The organism is Larkinella harenae, from assembly GCF_054780515.1.
The window spans coordinates 117,577-136,677 of the sequence record NZ_BAAGWE010000007.1 but is presented as its reverse complement, the minus strand read 5'-3'; the positions used below and the strand labels follow the sequence as shown (position 1 = coordinate 136,677).

The 19,101-nt window shown below is 47.5% G+C and carries 17 protein-coding genes; 9 read left to right on the top strand and 8 right to left on the bottom strand.

Translation table 11 applies throughout. The features are described 5' to 3' along the window. Positions 1–254: 254 nt before the first annotated feature. Positions 255–707, bottom strand: a complete 453-nt coding sequence (locus ACYVH9_RS25745) for a carboxymuconolactone decarboxylase family protein (protein WP_460639304.1) — start codon at positions 705–707, stop codon at positions 255–257. 179 nt (positions 708–886) lie between these two features. Next, entirely contained in the window at positions 887–1,342 is a 456-nt protein-coding gene (locus tag ACYVH9_RS25740) for an IS110 family transposase (RefSeq protein ID WP_460639303.1), read from the bottom strand. Between the two features lie 542 nt (positions 1,343–1,884). Between ACYVH9_RS25740 and ACYVH9_RS25735 the strand changes: the two genes are divergently transcribed. Both ACYVH9_RS25735 and ACYVH9_RS25730 read left to right on the top strand, forming a co-directional pair. After that, complete coding sequence (locus tag ACYVH9_RS25735; protein WP_460639302.1) at positions 1,885–3,255, top strand: Gfo/Idh/MocA family protein; 1,371 nt, start codon at positions 1,885–1,887, stop codon at positions 3,253–3,255. A gap of 57 nt (positions 3,256–3,312) precedes the next feature. Continuing rightward, a complete protein-coding gene (locus ACYVH9_RS25730) occupies positions 3,313–4,035 on the top strand; it encodes a 3-keto-disaccharide hydrolase (RefSeq protein WP_460639301.1) in 723 nt (240 codons plus the stop codon). 50 nt (positions 4,036–4,085) lie between these two features. Here ACYVH9_RS25730 and ACYVH9_RS25725 read toward each other — a convergent pair whose 3' ends face one another. Together ACYVH9_RS25725 and ACYVH9_RS25720 are read right to left on the bottom strand one after the other, a co-directional pair. Continuing rightward, a complete protein-coding gene (locus tag ACYVH9_RS25725) occupies positions 4,086–5,999 on the bottom strand; it encodes a glycoside hydrolase family 2 protein (RefSeq protein WP_460639300.1) in 1,914 nt (637 codons plus the stop codon). A 230-nt stretch (positions 6,000–6,229) separates the two neighbouring features. Continuing rightward, positions 6,230–6,862 (bottom strand): FISUMP domain-containing protein, encoded by a 633-nt coding sequence (locus ACYVH9_RS25720; RefSeq protein WP_460639299.1) that lies wholly within the window; start codon positions 6,860–6,862, stop codon positions 6,230–6,232. 326 nt (positions 6,863–7,188) lie between these two features. Between ACYVH9_RS25720 and ACYVH9_RS25715 the strand changes: the two genes are divergently transcribed. After that, positions 7,189–8,058, top strand: coding sequence for a glycoside hydrolase family 16 protein (locus ACYVH9_RS25715; RefSeq protein ID WP_460639298.1), 870 nt, complete (start codon positions 7,189–7,191; stop codon positions 8,056–8,058). A gap of 62 nt (positions 8,059–8,120) precedes the next feature. Here ACYVH9_RS25715 and ACYVH9_RS25710 read toward each other — a convergent pair whose 3' ends face one another. Then, entirely contained in the window at positions 8,121–9,089 is a 969-nt protein-coding gene (locus tag ACYVH9_RS25710) for a hypothetical protein (protein ID WP_460639297.1), read from the bottom strand. Between the two features lie 511 nt (positions 9,090–9,600). On the opposite strand from ACYVH9_RS25710, the gene egtB reads away from it, so the two are divergent. From egtB to ACYVH9_RS25695, 3 genes are all read left to right on the top strand, one after another. Further along, positions 9,601–10,779: an ergothioneine biosynthesis protein EgtB gene (egtB, locus tag ACYVH9_RS25705; RefSeq protein ID WP_460639296.1), complete on the top strand. Its 1,179-nt coding sequence runs from the start codon at positions 9,601–9,603 to the stop codon at positions 10,777–10,779. 7 nt (positions 10,780–10,786) lie between these two features. Continuing rightward, the gene (locus ACYVH9_RS25700) at positions 10,787–11,755 is read left to right on the top strand and encodes an L-histidine N(alpha)-methyltransferase (RefSeq protein WP_460639295.1); all 969 of its coding nucleotides are present in this window, start codon (positions 10,787–10,789) and stop codon (positions 11,753–11,755) included. Between the two features lie 260 nt (positions 11,756–12,015). After that, complete coding sequence (locus ACYVH9_RS25695) at positions 12,016–12,288, top strand: hypothetical protein (protein ID WP_460639294.1); 273 nt, start codon at positions 12,016–12,018, stop codon at positions 12,286–12,288. A gap of 1 nt (position 12,289) precedes the next feature. Here the strand turns inward: ACYVH9_RS25695 and ACYVH9_RS25690 are convergent, their stop codons facing one another. Together ACYVH9_RS25690 and ACYVH9_RS25685 are read right to left on the bottom strand one after the other, a co-directional pair. Next, the gene (locus tag ACYVH9_RS25690; protein ID WP_460639293.1) at positions 12,290–12,727 is read right to left on the bottom strand and encodes a hypothetical protein; all 438 of its coding nucleotides are present in this window, start codon (positions 12,725–12,727) and stop codon (positions 12,290–12,292) included. Between the two features lie 9 nt (positions 12,728–12,736). After that, positions 12,737–13,435, bottom strand: coding sequence for a ParA family protein (locus ACYVH9_RS25685; RefSeq protein WP_460639292.1), 699 nt, complete (start codon positions 13,433–13,435; stop codon positions 12,737–12,739). A gap of 436 nt (positions 13,436–13,871) precedes the next feature. Here ACYVH9_RS25685 and ACYVH9_RS25680 point away from each other — a divergent pair, with 436 nt between their 5' ends. From ACYVH9_RS25680 to ACYVH9_RS25670, 3 genes are all read left to right on the top strand, one after another. Next, positions 13,872–14,393 carry a hypothetical protein gene (locus ACYVH9_RS25680; protein ID WP_460639291.1) on the top strand — a complete coding sequence of 174 codons (522 nt, stop codon included), beginning with the start codon at positions 13,872–13,874 and terminating at the stop codon, positions 14,391–14,393. Further along, entirely contained in the window at positions 14,390–15,436 is a 1,047-nt protein-coding gene (locus ACYVH9_RS25675; protein WP_460639290.1) for a DUF5712 family protein, read from the top strand. The genes ACYVH9_RS25680 and ACYVH9_RS25675 overlap by 4 nt, the downstream gene beginning before the upstream one ends. A gap of 382 nt (positions 15,437–15,818) precedes the next feature. Continuing rightward, positions 15,819–16,712 (top strand): DUF1016 N-terminal domain-containing protein, encoded by an 894-nt coding sequence (locus ACYVH9_RS25670; RefSeq protein ID WP_460639289.1) that lies wholly within the window; start codon positions 15,819–15,821, stop codon positions 16,710–16,712. Positions 16,713–16,720: 8 nt separating this feature from the next. Here ACYVH9_RS25670 and ACYVH9_RS25665 read toward each other — a convergent pair whose 3' ends face one another. Beyond that, positions 16,721–19,066, bottom strand: coding sequence for a hypothetical protein (locus ACYVH9_RS25665; protein ID WP_460639288.1), 2,346 nt, complete (start codon positions 19,064–19,066; stop codon positions 16,721–16,723). Positions 19,067–19,101 lie beyond the last annotated feature (35 nt).

Genomic DNA, 19,101 nt, shown 5'->3' with positions numbered 1-19,101 from the left:
ACAGCAGGAATTTTTAGCACAAAAGTTAAATAGAATCCCTAGGATTGAACTTTGCAAAAATGTCAACTTGAAGGCGTTCAGCCCGCTTTTGGCAATACCTCGTTATCTGCCGTCTTTTGTATATTAAGCTTAACATCGCTTATTTTTATACTTATCCTATACTATTTGGATAAAGCCAAATAACCTGCCGGATATTATTTTTCTCCAATAAAAATCACAGGTTTAAGAACCTGTGATTTTCAATTATGGTTGTTTTATGCTAAACTTTGTCCAATCTGTAAGTGTGTGCTTAGCACAACCCTATTCCAAAGATTGATGGTGATTACGGCCATTATAATATCTGCTATTTGGGTTTCGCTAAAAAATTGTAAGGCGTTTGAATAGGTTTCATCTGACAATCCATTTTGGTGGATTAATGTCAATTCTTCCGTTATTGCCAACACTATTTTTTCTTCTTTCGTAAAAATACCCTCAGCTTCTCGCCATGCATTCAATAGAAAAATACGTTGATTTGTTTCGCCACTTTTAATTGCGTCTTGAGTGTGGATGTTGATACAATATGCACAACCATTAATTTGTGAGGCACGGATCTTTATAAGTTCTTTGGTTGTCTTAGATATAGAGGCCTTTGAAAGATAGGTTTCTAAGCCAATCATCGCTTTTAGTGCATTTGGAGCAACTTCCTTAATGTTTAATCGTTTTTGCATTGTGTTATTCTTTTAAAATTGTTCAATGCAAAAATGGAGAATAAGAAAATAGAAAAACTTAAACTGGTTTAAGAAAGAAGCCTCTTTCGGATTTCGCTTAAATATTCGGGAGTAAAACCCAGATGACTGATAATTAGAGATTTCCGGTGACAAAACAGGTCAAAAAACTTAATTTGTCACTATGAAAAAGACGGCTGGTGCTGACGGGTCAGTAACCGAAGGGCATAGAGGTTCTTGGAGAGGGGTTGCCATAAGGGGAGGTGTTGCTCCAGGCCCATGCGGGATAAGCCTTGGGCATCGATTTTGTCATTTTTGGACTTATAGCCTAGACTCTTGAGATAGTGCTTAGCCTTATTGGGCAGCAGAATACTGACGGGTTGATCCTGTTGATGAAGATACCAGGCTACGGCTTCATGATAAACACCGGTGGATTCCATCAGGTAAGTTAGAGGTAAGTCTAGCTTACGGTGGCGAGCCACCCAGTTGACCAAAGCCGAGAAACCTGCGGGCTTATTAACGACTTTGGTGGTGGCTTTGACGGTTACTCGACCTGTGGTGTCGATCACCGAGAGGCAGACTTGAAGGGAATCTTTGCTGATGTCAAGTCCAATACAATAGCGCAGAAAAGTTTGCATCGTCTAAGCAAATAGGAAGTGAAATATACACCTGACTACTTTCCTAACTCTGGCACATCGATGGCAGATAACGGTTTCAAACCGCTTCTATGGGTACTGTCGGAGCTTGTTGAAAGTGACAAGAGTACCAGCGCAGCCAGCGAGTTCAAGATCGGGCTATTCTCCGTCTCAGCCGCGGACCCGAGGTCCTGGTAACCCCTGTCAGGTCTTACTCAAAAATTGCACTTTTTATGACAACCTCAAATCAAAACAAAGATATGAGCCGCGGACGGTCCCGAAAGAATTTGTTAACTTACAACAAGAAGCACCAGAAACTCTACTAATTACCGTTTGAAAATCCGGGAGGACCTCACTTGCTGGGCCGGGTAAACTATTAAACAATTTACCAACCATGGAACCGTCGTAGGGCCTACTACCAAGCTAGTCAATGGGTTTAAAGTCAGTGACCCACGAAATGCTTAAAAGTGGACCGAATTCCGCCATAGTAACCGGCTTCCCTATTAACTTGTAGCACGACCCTTACGCCGAACTACCTACTAAACATGAAAAGAAGAGCATTCGTCAAAAATGCCGCTGGTGCAGTCACCTCAACTCTATCATTCCCTACCTTAATCCCCGCTTCGGCCCTGGGGAAAAACGGATTTGTTAGGCCGTCGGATCGGATCAATCTGGCCTTTATCGGAGCGGGCAACCAGGCCGAAAATGATGTAAAAGGCTTTCTCCCCGACAAGCGGGTACAGGTAACCACCATTTGCGACCTCAACAAGAAAAGCACGGGCTACTGGGACGGACGGGTTGGCGGCCGTGAATACATCATGGAGCTGGTCGATGCCTTTTACAGCAAAGAGAACAACAAATCGTACAAAGCGACCAAAGGCTACCTTGATTTCAGAGATGTCATTGATCGCAAAGACATCGACGCGGTAGCGGTACTGACCCCAGATCATTGGCATTCCATTCCGGTATTGATGGCGGCCCGGGCGGGCAAAGCGATGTACTGTCAGAAACCACTCTCGCTTACCATTTCGGAAGGTCGGGCCATGAGTGATGCCGTCAAGAAATACGGGGTTGTTTTTCAAACCGGTAGCCAGCAGCGATCGGGCCCCGAGTTTCTTCGGGCCTGCGAACTGGTTCGAAATGGCCGAATTGGCAAGCTGGAAAAAGTGGTTTGTGGCTTACCCGGCGGCACACCTGATTTTGGTAAAACCGGCCATTTGACGGCGCCAACTCCGGTTCCGAAGGATTTTGACTACCAGACCTGGCTGGGCCCGGCCCCCGAGGCTCCCTACTGTCCGGCGCGAACCCACGTTAACTTCCGGTGGAATCTGGACTACTCGGGAGGGATGGTAACGGATTGGGGGGCTCATCACCTGGACATCGCCCAATGGGGAATTGGTACGGACCATACCGGCCCGGTGGAAATCCGGAATGCCAAAGCGAAGTGGTCCAACGAGCCGGTCTGGAACACGGCGGTGGAATTCTATTTTGAGTGCCTCTACGAAAACGGCGTTAAACTGATTGTAGGGTCGGATGGATCTCGTGCCCCCCGGGGCATTACGTTTCACGGTTCAGAAGGGACCATTTGGGTATCGAGAGGCAGTTACAAAGTGACGCCCGAAAAAATCGATAGCACGGTCATTGGCGAGCAGGAAATCCACCTGTACAAAAGTGAAAATCACTACCGCAACTTCATCGACTGTGTGATTTCCCGGCAACCGACGGCAGCCCCGGCGGAGATCGGCCACCGGTCGGTCACCCTGGCTCACCTCGGAAACATTGCCTTGCTGCTCAACCAGGATCTGAAATGGAATCCGAAGAAAGAGGAGTTTGCCGCCAATTTCGCTGCCAACCAGTTGCGTTCCCGTGTCATGCGGGAACCCTGGGCCGAGCTGTACCGAAAGTACAAGGTATAATTTGCTGACTCGGCGAAACGGAAACTACGCTGAACCCACCCTTTGATTCCTATCAAAATGAAATTCCTTTTTATCGGCCTGTTGGGCCTTCTTTTTTTCGGTTCGTGGGAAATTGAGGCCCAAAAAAAAGCCGCTTCTCATTCCATGTCCCTGGACAACCTGAGCGAATTTGATCCGACAACGAGCAACTGGAAGCTGGCCCGTGCGGTTCGCTTCAGTCCGTCTACGGGCGAAAACAGCTTTGAACCGGGGAAAGGCATCGTTCTTGATTTACCCGTTAAGCCGGATACGGGGCATTTGTTTACGAAAATGCAACACGGAGACCTTGAACTGGAGTTTGACTTTGCCATCGCCCGGAAGTCGAACTCCGGGGTTTATCTTCAGGGGCGTTACGAGGTTCAGATTTACGACAGTTGGGGCGTTGATGCCCCCGCTTTTTACGATTGCGGGGGCATCTATCAACGCTGGGATGAAAAGCGGGCTTCTAAAAAAGGGTTCGAAGGCAAAGCGCCGGCTCAAAATGCGAGCAAGGCTCCGGGAGCGTGGCAGCATTTCCGGATCGTATTCCGGGCGCCCCGATTCGACAAAAATGGCCAAAAAACGGAAAAAGCACGGTTCGTCCGGGTGGTGCTCAACGACGTGGTAATCCACGAAAACATTGAAGTGACGGGACCTACCCGATCGGCCGCATTCGACGATGAGCGTCCCCTCGGTCCGCTGATGTTCCAGGGCGATCATGGGCCCGTGGCCATCCGAAATATCCGGTTTACTTTGTTATAAGAAAGCAAAACAGGCTATGATTCTCTGCATTTGATTCATCCTGCTGTTGGCTACTCTTTTTTAGAAACCGCCCCACTTCCGGCCTGGATAACCGCCTGATTGACGGCTCTAATGCGGTCTATATTCATTTTCTCCACTGCGCGGTCATATGTTAGCAAACCGTTTACTTCATGCTCCACGTCCGTGGTTTGGGTGTAAATGGCCACACTCAGCCCCCGGTAACGCATCAACTGTTCCACCTGATCGAGTAAAAAAATATAGCGGTCGGTCAGAGCGGATTGAGTGGGTTCGTAGGCGTAGGCGTTGTTTTCTACCGGCCACATGTGCCCGCGTACGAACAGGCCAACGCCACCAAATTCGCCCAGAGAGGCTGCTCGCTTACCGTCTGGTTCCGAAGCTTTGGTAGGCCCTACGTAAATGTGGGTGTCTACAAAATCCCCATTTTTGGGGTCGCCGTACGCTTTTTGATAGGGTGGATTGTTGTTGAAGCCCGAATTCCCATTGACCAGCCGGGAAGGATCGTACTTTTTAACCCAGTCTGTGATGTTTTTCACATCGAAAGCACCCCAGTTTTCATTGAAGGGTACCCAGCAGATCACCGATGGAGAATTATAATACGTATCGATCATCGCCTTGAGTTCTTTTCGGAAAGCCGCCCGGGTTTTCAATGTGTCTTCATCGGGATACCAGATCGCTGGCATGTCCTGCCAAACGAGCAGCCCCAGTTTATCAGCCCAATAATAAAACCGTTGCGGCTCGGTTTTCATGTGCTTGCGGATCAGGTTGTAACCCGCTTTTTTTGTGAACTCGATATCCGATTTTAAAGCATCCTCCGTTGGGGCCGTTAAAATCCCATCGGGCCAGTAACCCTGGTCCAGCAAACCAAGCTGCATCACAAACTGGCCATTGAGCAAAGGCCGAACAACACCATTGACCTTTCCCAGTGCCACATCCCGCATCCCGAAATAGCTCATCACTTCGTCCGATGTTTCTCCTTTCGCTGATTTTAGTGTAATCTTTAAGTCATAAAGGAAGGGCAGATCAGGAGACCACGATTTGGGGTTTGCAATGGGAATGTAGAAAGCGGTTCCGGACGGTCCATCGGCCTTGGCAACCTCCTTTTTCCCTTCGAGAACTACCGCTGTCACGTTGGACCCCGAACTGGCGTTGACTTCAATTTTGAGTTTCTTGCCCGCTAAATCAGGCAATAGTCGGATGCTTTTGATGTATTCTTTCGGGACGGGTTCAAGCCATACGGTTTGCCATATTCCGGAGGTGAACGTGTAATCACCGCGCGGGCCATTTTTTCCCGATGGTGTGCGTCCATCATTGGCATCATAAGCGGCTACGACAACGCTATTTTCCCCTTTGACCAGCAAGGAGGTGATATCGAAGGAAAAGGCATCGTAACCGCCCGAGTGGCTGCCTGCTTTTTGGCCGTTGACAAAAACCGTTGCGTGATAATCCACGGCGTCAAAGTGAAGAAGGATCTGTTTGTCTTTCCAGTCCGCAGGAACCGTAAACGAACGTTGATACCACATATTGATTTCCTGCTTTCGCTTGACGCCCGATAGCACCGATTCCGGACAGTAAGGGACCCGTATCTTTTCGGAATGATTCGAAAAACGCACCGCCGTCGCCGGATTACGGGCGGAAGCGACGGATTTTCCACCCTGATAGTTCCAGGTTCCGTTCAGGCAAAGCCACTGGCTGCGCTGAAGCTGAGGACGTGGATAGTCATTAAGCGGTATTTCGGCAGCCATTGCGGCTTTGGTCCACCGGGTGGGCAACTCTGCCTCTTGGGCATAGCTGGTTGGTGATAAAAAGAAGCCGATCGCCGTAATGAGCGCAGTTAAACCACCAACTAGCGGCTTTCCAACCCGTTGGGTACCCGCGCGGACCGCTGGCTGCCTCGGGTCTACGAGTCCATTTTGCGTAATCGAGCCTGGTCGTTTGGCTGTCATATCGTGTCTTTGGCATGTAAAAAGAAATTCGCTAACTGTTTTTTTCAAATCCTTCATAGGTTGGTTGAACTTTGGGGAAGATTAGGTAGCCTGGGTTGGTCCGGGTTAGTTGGGCAGGCACCTTGGCAAGTTTTGATTTAAAGTTAAGTTATGCTGCTGCTCAAACTGTTCAGGACTGACCTATTCCAGTGATGACCGGGCTGTTCGTCAATGTCATTGAATCAAATAACTTAATCCCGGACCAGGCGAACCGAGAGTCCGACAGCAACATCGACATCCCAGCGGAACGCTTTTTTTAAATTTTGTTTATTGCTACTGGGAGGACCACCATAGTGAAAGTTCCATGCCCAGGCTTTATCGACCGAGTTAGTAAGTGAAGACGTCCAAAAGTTACCGAGAATACCTTGGAACGTATAACTGCCATCAGGTCTTCGAAAGCCTCCTGCAAGCGCATCGAACCCGCTGGTGTTCGTGCCGTTACCCTCTTCATTCCAGCTTTTGACGCTTTTCAACGCTTCACCGGCCATGTCCATACCGCCAAATTGATTCACCAGCGTAGCCCATTCGCTATCGGTTGGTAAATGCCAACCGCTGGGACATGCTTTTTTCGCTGCCTCCCACGTGTACAGCAAGCCCAACTCTTTTCGATTAGTCTCCTTTTCATCATACGCATAGCTGCCTTCAACTTTGTAATTTAGGTTTTGTGCCATCCAGGTAACGGCTTTGCCCGTCGAAGCTTCTTTAAAGCTGATTGTTTTATAGGTTTGGCCGTCTCGCGTATCCGTGAAGGTGCCGATAGATTGGGCAATTCCCACTTGTGTGAAAAACCAACTAGCCAGTATGGTAAAGATGTGTTGTTTCATCCTAATTATGGGGGAGCCTGTTTAGCCGGACAGTCAAGTAAGTAAGTTTTGACTTAAAAGTAAGGAAACTAGTTCGTCTTGCCATAGGGGCGTTACCGCTCAATGGGTTTGTTGCGGCTCAAACAGAGCAGCGACCCTCCTGGCAGCGGCTTTTAATGATTCGGTTTTAAGCCATACCGTTCTGGATAACTGATCTGACCCAAAATGTGCGCCCATTTGTAACAAGAAATCCTAGTTTAGCGTTAGAGCTGCACGGCTAACTTGGTTCTACTCTTGGAGGCTGTGTTAAATTTGATCAAGGTTCAGGCCGTTTTATGATGAGATATATGTTCTTGCTTCTGGTGGTAGTCTGTTTTGCTGCCAGTGCCCAGCCCCAACTATTCCAGAAAGCGTTTAAAGAGGAGTTCAGCAAGCCGTCTTCCCCTTATTTCAGATACGGTTCGACCGGGCAAAATCTTCCGTTTAAGTATGCGCAGGGCATTTCTTCTCCATCGGAACCGAAAAGTAAGATTCTTTCCTTTCAGATTAACCCGGATGAGGCCGCCGGGGCCGGGAAAGGACCCGAAATTATCTCGACTAAGTTCACTCATTTCGGCACGTATTCGGCCCGCATCAAGGTGCCCGCCGTAAGGAGTCTACAGCCCAATGTAGGGGCCGTGGTGGGGTATTTTACCTACCACGTCGATAGTATACCCGGCCTGAGTGAGATTGACATCGAGTGGCTCATTGCTGATCCCACGATTATTTACATTGGTACCTGGACGGGGCAGACTGGCACCTTGCAGCGGATTGGCCGGACGATCAATTTAGCCAAGGGCATCATTTACACGACCGAGCAAAAAATTAATTATGATGGTACACCCACCCCCTTGAAGGGCTTGCAGAACCAGCCCGAAACGCTGCCCCCTTTGCCCGGCTATGATGCCTCATCGCAATTTTATACGTATGGATTCGACTGGTATCCCGACCGCCTTCGGTGGTGGATGCTTCACCCTACGACGGGGGCGAAAATCGTGTTGTGGGATTACCAGGGGTCGACGCTGGGTATTCCCCAAAATGCTTCGCGCTACCGGATGAATTTCTGGCATACGAACAATTGGGCGGTTGAAACAAATCCGCTGTCGACAGAAGCTCCTAACAAACCCTACCAATTGGAAGTGGACTGGATGGAGTATAAACCCTTCAACCGACTTTAAGGGCCGTTCTTTTGATTCCCAAAGTGACTACTGTTTACAGTTGAACCAATAAGGATTTGGCTTTAATTTGGGCAATCATAAATACTAGTTTCCGTTGATATAGAGGTATTTGTCGGTTTTTCGTCGGCAGAAAACGTCGTTGAATGCGTCGTCCTGATGGAAACGAAACCATGCTTGGTAAACTCATACGTCATCGTGGCTTCATCACTTTTCGATACTTGTTGGTTGGTTGGGTTTACCGAATAATTGGTGGACTTAACGACCAGGTAAGTACCAGCACCCGTAAGACCAGGAATCGTGGGGTGGCCCTTGTAATGAGGCATGGCTTCATGTTGAAGGCTTTTGGGGCCATACACTAGCTCGGTATAACTAGTTAATCGTCCCTCAGACCACATTTCTCGTTTCGTCAGGCTACCGTTTGCATTGTAAAAATTATGGAATTGTAATTCAGGCGAGTAAAAAGATATGATCTCATAACCCTGCGCATTGAAATTACTGGTTTTGTCGGTGATTTGGCCAGAAGCATCTGCCGTCTTATAACTTTTCTGAATACCGTTTTCAAACGTACGGATTACTTTTTTTCCATACGAATCAGCCGATGTATACTGGACTAGGTTACCCGCAAGGTCATAGTTATACCGCTGCGTAGTTTGATAGCCTATTCGGCCATCATCAGTTGAACGGGTAACAATCTCTTCTAATTTGCCGTCTCGGTACGAGAATGTTTCTTCTACCGTCGTTAGAGCGGGGTAATTTGGTACGGCTGGTTCCCGGCTATACGATTGCATCCGTTTGGTTAAAAAACCTTGTTGGTCGTAGGTAAACCGGTACGTGGTCCTTCCAAAGGGGTTGGAAAAGGATGTGTCGCGGGTAAAGGTGCTGGTGAAATTGGTGGATGTTTTGATTATCGTGCCTTCCAGATCCTTGATGTCTGTTTTAACGATCGTACCGGTTAATAGACAAGCTAACGGAGTGAGGGGATCAGGCGTCTTGGTTTTAGGATTGCAACTCAGCGCAACGAATAGAAGCAAGGGATGTACTCATGAATATAAATGCTGGCGATGGGTTTATGGATGTTAACAAGGTTTATGAAGCGGGGAGCAAGGCTATTTTGATCCAGCTAATTTTTGATCAAAGGTAAAGTCTACAATTGTATCGCTTCCGTAGAAAGTAGGGGTGCAATTTAAGATAGTTATTGGTTATAACTTCAGCAGATGTTTAACCGTTGAAAGGATTTGGGAGGATGGAGAGTCCTCTAGGCTACGGTTGTCTAACCTGTCTTTTTACTATTTGCCCTATTTTATTACAACGGTGCACGTGTACGCCTTTCGCTTTTCCAATTTGATTTTACATCCCTGTCTATCGCCACGCTGGCTAGGTGGAAACCGGGGCTGGCCCAGTCGATTTCGCCTAGGCCCACCAAGTAATAATGCGCTGTATCGACCTTTGAAGAATAAAAAAACAGACTACTTTTATACCCTTCAGTATTGAGGATAGTTTAAAATTGATGGATTGGCCGCTGAAATCTACAGAGAGGATACGATGGAGTTAATAGAGCGCTATCAACAACTACGGGCGCGTAGTGAAGCCATTTGCCAAGGGTTGCAGGCAGAAGATTTTGTGGTTCAACCTGTGGCGGATGTCAGTCCACCTAAATGGCATCTGGGTCATACTACCTGGTTCTTTGAAATGTTTGTGCTTTTGCCGCATGCCAAGGGGTATCAGGTATTCAATGAGCAATACAACTTTGTCTTTAACAGTTATTACGAAACGGTTGGGGCCCGGGTGGTGCGCACCGATAGGGGCAATCTCTCCAGGCCATCGGTGGCTGAGGTGATGGCCTACCGGTCCTACGTCGATGTTGCTATGCAGGCGTTTCTGAGTGGTGAGAATCTGATTTCCGACGCTTTATATGCAACAATCGTATTGGGGTTTAACCATGAGGAACAGCATCAGGAACTGCTGATTACCGACATTAAATTCATCCTGGGGACTAATCCGCTTTTGCCCGCTTATCGGACGGACTATACCAAACCCGAAGTCCCCGCCATCAGCGGGGAAGAATGGATTACCCAGCCGGAAGGCGTTTATTCAATAGGAGCTTTGGGTAACGAGTTTTGTTTTGATAATGAACTGGGATATCACAAAGTTTATCTCGCCCCGTATCAGATTCGGAAACAACTTGTGAGCAATGGTGAGTACCTGGCTTTTATGGAGGCTGGGGGCTACCAGGAGTTTCGATACTGGCACGCCGAAGGGTGGGACTGGGTCAAATCGCTGTTGGTCAAAGCCCCCATGTATTGGCTATGCATCGATGGTCAATGGCATCATTATACAGCCAAAGGACTCCAACTCCTGCCCCTTGATCATCCGGTCTGCCACGTGAGTTATTATGAGGCTTGGGCGTATGCCCAGTGGCGAGGACTGCGGTTGCCCACTGAGGCCGAATGGGAGACCGCCCAACATCGGTTCCACTGGGGTTCCCGCTGGGAATGGACGGAAAGCGCTTACCTGCCCTACCCGGGATTCGCCAAAGCCGAGGGGGCCATTGGGGAATACAATGGCAAATTTATGGTTAATCAGATGGTGTTGCGGGGCGCTTCCGAAGCAACTACGCCAGGCCATAGTCGGCCGACCTACCGCAATTTCTTTCATGCTCCTTTGCGCTGGCAATTTACCGGTATCCGGCTGGCGCAGTCATTTTCATCAACGACTTTTTAAGACTAGAATGAATCATACGCTTGTTGACAGTTCCTTTCGGGTTGATGTGCACAATGGGTTATCAGCTTCACCTAAATACCTTCTGTCAAAATACTTTTATGATGCCCGGGGTGATGAACTGTTTCAACAAATTATGCACTGTCCGGAGTATTACCTGACGCGGGCGGAAGCGGAAGTTCTTATGTTTCAAAGTCAGGCAATTCTGGCGCGTTGTAACGCGGAAGCGCATGGGACGCTGGATATCGTTGAATTAGGCGCGGGAGATGGTTCCAAAACGGTTTATTTGTTGAGGGAAGCGCTGAGGATGGCGGAGCGCCAGCGGTATTTTCCCATTGACATTTCTGCCAACATCCTGGCTTACCTGGGTCAGACATTGAGGGCCAAACTGCCCGAACTAGAGGTGAACGAATTGGCAGGGGACTATTTTGCCATGCTGGATCGGATTCAGGTTCTAACTGACCGGCCTAAACTTGTTTTGTTTTTGGGCGCAACCGTGGGAAATATGCTTCCCCACGAAGCCGTCCAGTTTTTTCAGCAGGCAAAGGAATACTTACGCGAAGGTGATTTTCTGTTGGTGGGCTTTGATCTCAAAAAGAACCCTCAGACGATTCTGGAGGCTTATAATGATAAAGGGGGGCTGACCAAAGCCTTTAATCTGAATCTGCTGCACCGCATCAACCGGGAGTTGGGGGCAGATTTTAAACTCCACCAGTTTGAGCATTTTCCGGTTTATGATCCTTTGTCGGGTAGCTGTAAAAGTTATCTGATCAGCCGCAGTTCCCAGCGTGTAACCCTTGATGATGACACGGTGATTCCCTTTGAACGGGACGAACCCATTTATATGGAGGTCTCTCAAAAATACAGCCCAACGGAAATACAGCAGCTGGCTCTTAAGGCCGGTTATGATTCGGTTGATATTTTTTTTGACTGTCGTCATCAATTCGCGGATGTGCTATGGCGCGTTCCGGTTGCGTGAAGATTCATAACCATTGGGGAATGAACCTTATAACCCTTGTTGGTAACCCCATACATTGCAATAAAATTGTTTCTGGTCCTTAGGGTGCAGTGTACGTTTTTACAAACGATGGTTTTCCTTGGAGTAGGAATTTTAAGTTTCTTTTGAGTCTTTGCTGATTGCTACCGGTTTGAAACTAATTTTGTGCAACGGATTTATTCAATTGATCCCACTTGCAGACCACCCTTGGTTTGCATTCATCCTCTAGTCACACCCTCATTATGCCAAAGCATCCTATTCAATCCTTGACTGGTCAACTTAAATCTGCTAACATTACCATGGAGCATGTTGCCAATGAACTAAAGGTTGCCCGAGGTACTTTGCACCAGCGTAAGAAAAATCCTCAGAAATTCACTGTAGAAGAAATTATTGCCATTTCATCCCTTCTCAAGAAAACGCCAACGGCTATTCTCAAGGCCATCCTTCATGACTTGGACTACCCATCCAGCGACACCAAGACAGATCGTGAAACTGACGCAGAGAAGAAGTCATAATTTATTCCAATTTTATTTTTAAGATTGGTTTTAATGTTTTGTACAATGGGTGCTTTACTAATAGCTCGTCTATGATTTGGCTATGTGTTTGACCCGTGATCGAATTAATCATATTCAGTAACCGGTGTGCATCCTTAGAAATTCGCGCGGCATTGATTGGCCCTGCCTGCTGTGATTGCTTTTTTTTGCGTTCCTGAGTGTTACGAGACTCAGGAACGGGCTTATCATGATGACTGCGCCTGATGGTTCCCGATTTCGGTTCACTACCTACTTCCTGTGGACTGGAAATAGGGCTATTAGCGGCCAAGGAAGTTTCCAATGGGTTAGGTTCTGGTAAAGGGTTTATTTCCTTTTCCCCTGCGGGGCCAGTCGGCCTTGCAACTATTGCCGCTTTTTCCCTTGCTCCCTTAGCGATTAAGCCAAATTTTTGTTTTGCCATTCTTGTATGTTATATAGGTTCGGGTACAATTATATCTAATTCATATTTTTGGATGAATTCGTTCAGAAACGGTCCAAATTCTTCCCTGCCTTCCTTCGTTTCCAATAAAGACGTATAGGTATTATAGTGCTCAAAAATCTTTTTGAACTTAACAATATGCGTAAACAGTTCAATTCCGTTGTCCTCGGCGAATGGAGGGACATCTTCATTTTCCGTGATGTTTCGCCATTGGTTATGAAAGCCATATACATATGTCGTAAACCCTTCTTCTTCGCGAATTTTTTTTAAGTCGCGCATGGTGGCCATAAAATGGGCCGCTGACATGGCATCCCCCCGCTGGGCTTTAATGGGAATTAGAAAGCTATCGGCCATGGTTAAAAGACTTAGTATGGCATCATCTTCTAAGCCGGTCATCCGGGGCATGTCTATGAATATAAGGTCGTACTGATCAGCTTCATATGCTTCCTCTATGATTAGCTGGGCTTGAGATGGATTGGCCATTTTTAAATCCCACGGAAACAGGAGGGGTTTGTTCCTGGCAAGTAATCTGAACCGATCATCCTGCCGGATTTCAGCAATGGTACCCTGGTTATCGGCGTCGATAACCAGAATGCGTTGACCTAACTTGCCCAGTGTATTGGCCAACCAGCATGTAGCCGAAGATTTTCCGGCCCCACCCTTCATATTTGCTGCACAAAATATCCTCATCGACTCAATATTTCAAATTTGTAGAATGTTATATAGTTAACTAAATAACAAATATATAACACTACAAAAATAATTAAAGTACAAAACCACATTTATTGCTTAGCAATAATTTTTTTTGTTATTACTTTTATAAATTACTTTATAGTCAAGTTGCTACAAGATTCTCAGGATAGTTCCGAATGGTGTGGATTTTTGAATAATTGCGGTTTCATATCGTTCTTCGCTGAATTGCTGAGCAGTCTACAAATGAGAATAGGGTAGGAGTGAGGGCTTTTTTTCTCCTTCTTAGCAAGAAGGAAGCAAATTTGCTTTGCTAATTTGATCTTTATCAATAGCATAGATATTTAGAAAGGTTATCTTTATGTCATAAACCTTTGTTAACCTTTTATTTATGCAAATAAAAGGTTAACTTTTGCCGTATATTCAACACGTTTATATGGCAGATAAGGTTATAAAGGTGGATGAGGCTGTTTTTGAGCGATTGTCTAACGAAATCATAATTTTGAACGAACTAGCCGGTCAGGAATTTAAAGAGCTATACCGAAAGTCCAGCGAATTTGAAAGAAGGAAGATGCGCAAACCAACCAAGGTTACGCTCAAATTATATGCAGAGACAGCTGTTCAGTACTTCCTCCGAAATCACATAGATCCTCGAACACTTGGGCAAGAGCAGGATGTTTTGACGGAGGTTAGGAAGCTTCGCAATACTATTTTTGCGTTCATGCAAGTACAGCAGCGCACCTATTTAGTTCCCTTTTCGGAGGATGTCTTCAAGCTGAAGAACCAAGTTGATTCTATTGAGGATGTGACCTATGACATGGTCAACCTGATGGAGATTTTTATTGATATGCTGCTGGCAGGTCTGGGCTTGTCGGAGCAGGAACAAAATGACCTGCGCACGAAAGCGGCTGATATGTTTCAGCGTAAAAAAGGACTTCGTAAATCGGCTACTGAATGATTACAAAGGTATTGCCACCCCAAAAAAATCGAGAGATAAACTACGATAACAAGGGAAGCTGTGCCCGCCTGGTCAACTATTTTGAGCATGAGGCAAAAGAGGCCAACGGAAAAGAGACGTTTTACTTTTCGGATGAAATGCATTTTCTTAACCGAGATACGGTTGTCCGGGAAATTGATAATAACGTAAAAGGGTTGAAGGCGGATGATACTAAGTTTGTTTCTTTAGTACTATGCCCGAGCGAGGATGAGCTAAAGCATATTAAAAACGATTTAGATAAGTTAAAAGAATTTACGCGTACCGTGATGGATCACTATGCTAAAAATTTCATCCTCAAAGATGGGCAGCAGTTAAGCGGAAAGGATTTGGTTTGGTACGGAATTGTCCACCAGACGAGGAAATACCGATGGGACGATAAGGATGTGAGGAGCGGTCAAGCAGAAAAAGGAGATTGGAAAGCGGGTTTTCAATCTCATGTTCATGTCATTGTTTCGACCAGAGATCAGGAACAGAAAATTACGTTAAATCCCCACACCAGAAAGACCCGGTTTAACATTATTAATTTTCAAAAAGAGACTGCCAAGGGTTTTCAAAACCAATTCCAATACGATAAAGAAAATAGTTATCATAAGGAGAAACCCCATAGGGAGCGGCGGCATATTGATCAGGTCAGACACTTTGAGAAACGGATTAATGGGATTTCGGATAAATACGGCCTAGAAAGGGAAACGATCAATCAACTGCGTCGTTTGGCTATTGATTCTGGCTATTCTAGCGAGTTTTATACTCGTCTGCGGGCTTATACCAAGCGATTGGATCAAAAGGATGAGTCCACCAATCTGGGTGAATTTTCTAATTTAGCTAAAGTTGTCTCTCGCGACGACCGTGAATTTATTCGGAGTTCGCCTTCAATCCAACGGTCTTCACGTCTCGGGTTAACTGTGTTAACTGTGCTGCGGGGGGCTAGCGATGATCAAGATGATGACCGTGAAATTTTAAAAGATTTGACTTCTAGATACGGGAGAGGGTATATGAGGGGATAAGTACAAGATTGTATGCAAAATATTTCATGAGATTTAGTTTTGTACCCCGTAATCCAATTAAATCAAAAGGAATAATTTGAACAAACTTTCAAAAAGAAAGCATGATTTATGTGGAGTAGCGCCAGTACTTGAGCTGACAATTAACTTTCGGCTGTCGCCTTCAGCACTGACCACTTGAACTGTTGAGATGTAGTCTGGTTCACTGTTCCGCTTTCTGTTTCAGTAGTAAATGGTTCATTTAAAAAGCCGGTCAAAATGCTACATTTTACCGCTTTATTAGCTCGGGATTATTCTTCATGAGGATAAATAACGTACTTCGCATTCAATTTTCAGGGTGTGCTAGCCACACTGCCTACACAATTTCACTTCGTTTGTAAACGACATGGAGCCCATCAGAGAGCAGCAGGAACTGTATCAATATTTGCGGCAATTGGTCGATCCGGATCGATTGGCCGCCAATCGTCATCCAGAATTTGCCCGAGTAGAGGCTTACTGGCATATCGGGCGCATCATTGTTGAAACCGAGCAGCAGGGGGAGGAGCGGGCCGAGTACGGTATTCAACTTATTGAATCGTTGTCCGTTTTTCTGACTGGGGAGTTTGGGAAGGGGTATGGTCATGCCAATTTATGGTGGTTTCGGCAATTTTATATTCACTTTCCAATTCTCCACGCAGTGCGTGGAGAATTCACGGACCTGCGACAAATCCTGCGGACCGAGCTTACCTGGACTCACTACCGCATATTGCTTACCATTGATAACCCGCAGAAACGGCACTTTTACCTGCACACAACCGCCGATGAAGGGTGGTCAACCCGAACGCTGGCGCGGCTGATTAAATCACGGTATTATGAACAGGTAGCCCTGGGGGAGGAGCAATTGACCGCACAACCGGAGCGAATGCTGGGCACTGCCGCTCCAAAATCCAGCCGTAGTCAGGTGGCCCATATCCGCCAACAAATCTTGAGTCAGCCGGGTTGGGCTATGCTCGACCTACGTGGATCCGGCATTTCCGTAGGCATTAGCAAGCCGAGTCTGCTTTTCTACCGGATCGATCAACAACGCTATGTGGGCGTCTGGATTGGAAAACCGTCGGCAGGCCTGCAGGAAAAAATTCGCCAGCAACTCGACGAGTGGCAGCGGCTTCCAGCCGTCCAGGTGGGCAATCCCGCTGTGGGGTTATTGGTGGATGATAAAATGAGCTATAAACTCGTCACCAGTTTGGGTAGCCCATTGCCCAACGCCAGTCAGATCAACGTACTGACGATGAAAACGTAGTTTTTCAATTATAAAAGTGATTTTTTCAAAGCTGGAAGCCAATTTTGGAGCAGGTCCCGGCAGTTGATGACTTTTTCAGCCAGATCCGTACACACATAAAAATAATGATTGGATGCTTCGAAGCCCAACCGACTATCCTGCGCCTGTAGTCCGACCAGCTGTTTGGCGAGTAAAATTTCTTTGTTCAATATTTCCTCCAACGCCACCACCATTTCCTGCGACTCCTTTTTGGATACCCTGCCCGTTTCCAGTTGATCACGAATCTGAATAAATTGCGCCTGGAGCGCGACGCTCGCGTAGTGAATGCCGACGGTTTCGGCAACTCGGCATTCACCCGCCAGCCTTTGTTTTTCCGGGTTGGTAAGCGGTAGCGTCGACGTTTCACTTTTCAGCTCTTTTACCGCCTGAGTAAATCCGAATGCGACTTTTTCAAGCTGACTGATAAAGACATCGATTGGATAAACACTCCGCCAGCTTTTCGTGTCATCATAGCCAAACCCCACCATGCTCGCCTTGTAGCCCGTTGGTTTTGGCCAAAGCAGATTAGCCGGCCCCATTTGTAACGGCGCGTTGTATACGACACCGACATGATAGGGAAACTCCGAAAACGCCCGGCTCATTTGCCGCCATGCTTCCGTCACGGCGGGCCCGGCCATCCCAAATCGTCGCTGAGCTACCCGCTGCATGGCTTCCAATGGCTCCACCCAGGAGCTGCCTCCCATCTCGGCCACTACTTCCAGATTGGGCGAAGGATAACCACCCAATGTCCAGCCAAGCATGAGCCCATTGACGCCGGAAACACGCAGGTTTTTTGCATGGGTTGCTACATTTTCGAGCGCTGGGATGTACGGAACAGCCGCAATTTCCCAAGTGTTGCCAGCCTGAATTTTTGCGATTGTTTTCAGCCCGTGCCGCTTGGCAATTTCCCAATGTCTGGACGCCCGGGGACCGGGTCCGATCGACGAAATGGAATATTCACCCACCTTGCTTTTGACGCCCCCCCGTTCGATGGGCAGTTCCCACTCGCTGACGCTCATCAGGGCGGCAGTTTTGGGTAGCTTCGGTATAATTTCTTCGGCATAGCCTTCCTTCCACCCCCAATCCCAGACAATCAATTGAGGGGTGTTCGACGAATTTTGGGATGCCATGCCCCGGTCAATGCCCGACCAGTAGATCTGATTCAACTCGGCTAGCACCTCGGCTGGGCTGCGCTTTGAACACCGTGGGCATTCGCTCCCCTTGTCATGCGACCAGCAATTGGTATGGTTTTCCGAAGCCGTGATGGAGAAGAAACCGGCCAGGTCGGGTATCCGGTTTACAAGTAGCGCAATCGAATCAGCCAGATACCGTTGAACCTCGGGGTGTGATGTACACAGTGCGGCCTGTTGGCCGATGGTTACACCTTTTAACGCCGGGTATTTGTCGAAAAAAGTGAGGGGTAAAAAGCGGGGTTCATTCAGGTACAAATAAATGCCAATGCCGTGACGACGCGCTTTTTTCACCAGCTTCCCCAAATTTTCCAGCCGTTGTTCCCACTGATCGCTAACGGCAGGGTCCCAGGGAAAGGGGGTAATTTTGGAAAGTACAATGTGCATCCAGGTTCCATCCATGCCCGCAGCCGCCATCTGCTCCAAATAGCCTTCCGGATACGGGTCGATGTCCGGCTCCAGCAAGGGATCGCCAAATAATGCAAAATAAGCATACCCAAACCGGGGCGAAATCTGCGATAAAGCAAGGTTCGACTGCTGGGTGGGTCGTTGGGATAAGTCCCTGACAAACTGAAATAAGGGTTGCTTATGCGTTGGAAAACCGTCCGGAAACTCCTCCCGAATCCACCGGGCAAGCTGTTTTTCGCGGGTTCTGGTTTCGGCCGATTCCTCCACCAACTTGATAGGCTGGCATTCTGGTTTATGGCTCCCCAGCTTAATATAAAAGAAATCATCTTCCTGAAGCGTGAATGTCAGCTTCTCGTCGGTCCAATTCAAAAGGGTCAACAGCTGTTCCCGGGGCAATAGGTGCCAGTTCCTGCGGATGATGGTCAGGTAACTGCGTTTTTGCTGATCCACTGAAACCGGTTGGCTGGCGGGCAGCCCCATAACCGAGGCCAATTTGCGTATTGCTTTCGGAGTTGTCTGCACCACGGCCGCCAGTCGTTCGATGGGTACCAGATTCCAGTTCCGCCAGATAAAAGCGTGCAACGTAGACGGAAAATGGTTGAACGAAACCGGCTGATTCGACGGCCCCGGCGCTGCCGGGTGTGAAGCCCAGGTCGGGCTCCCTAACGCATAAGCAGTTACGAATGAAGCAGCGGCCAGAAATTGTCTTCTTGATAAGGGTACAAGACGGTCAGCCATAGGGATTCGGTTAGGAAATGGAAAAGCTACTACGA

Coding starts and splice junctions, on each gene's coding strand:
- ACYVH9_RS25745 (WP_460639304.1), bottom strand. CDS start 707: ATGCAAAAACGATTAAACATTAAGGAAGTTGCTCCAAATGCACTAAAA.
- ACYVH9_RS25740 (WP_460639303.1), bottom strand. CDS start 1,342: ATGCAAACTTTTCTGCGCTATTGTATTGGACTTGACATCAGCAAAGAT.
- ACYVH9_RS25735 (WP_460639302.1), top strand. CDS start 1,885: ATGAAAAGAAGAGCATTCGTCAAAAATGCCGCTGGTGCAGTCACCTCA.
- ACYVH9_RS25730 (WP_460639301.1), top strand. CDS start 3,313: ATGAAATTCCTTTTTATCGGCCTGTTGGGCCTTCTTTTTTTCGGTTCG.
- ACYVH9_RS25725 (WP_460639300.1), bottom strand. CDS start 5,999: ATGACAGCCAAACGACCAGGCTCGATTACGCAAAATGGACTCGTAGAC.
- ACYVH9_RS25720 (WP_460639299.1), bottom strand. CDS start 6,862: ATGAAACAACACATCTTTACCATACTGGCTAGTTGGTTTTTCACACAA.
- ACYVH9_RS25715 (WP_460639298.1), top strand. CDS start 7,189: ATGTTCTTGCTTCTGGTGGTAGTCTGTTTTGCTGCCAGTGCCCAGCCC.
- egtB (WP_460639296.1), top strand. CDS start 9,601: ATGGAGTTAATAGAGCGCTATCAACAACTACGGGCGCGTAGTGAAGCC.
- ACYVH9_RS25700 (WP_460639295.1), top strand. CDS start 10,787: ATGAATCATACGCTTGTTGACAGTTCCTTTCGGGTTGATGTGCACAAT.
- ACYVH9_RS25695 (WP_460639294.1), top strand. CDS start 12,016: ATGCCAAAGCATCCTATTCAATCCTTGACTGGTCAACTTAAATCTGCT.
- ACYVH9_RS25690 (WP_460639293.1), bottom strand. CDS start 12,727: ATGGCAAAACAAAAATTTGGCTTAATCGCTAAGGGAGCAAGGGAAAAA.
- ACYVH9_RS25685 (WP_460639292.1), bottom strand. CDS start 13,435: ATGAGGATATTTTGTGCAGCAAATATGAAGGGTGGGGCCGGAAAATCT.
- ACYVH9_RS25680 (WP_460639291.1), top strand. CDS start 13,872: ATGGCAGATAAGGTTATAAAGGTGGATGAGGCTGTTTTTGAGCGATTG.
- ACYVH9_RS25675 (WP_460639290.1), top strand. CDS start 14,390: ATGATTACAAAGGTATTGCCACCCCAAAAAAATCGAGAGATAAACTAC.
- ACYVH9_RS25670 (WP_460639289.1), top strand. CDS start 15,819: ATGGAGCCCATCAGAGAGCAGCAGGAACTGTATCAATATTTGCGGCAA.
- ACYVH9_RS25665 (WP_460639288.1), bottom strand. CDS start 19,066: ATGGCTGACCGTCTTGTACCCTTATCAAGAAGACAATTTCTGGCCGCT.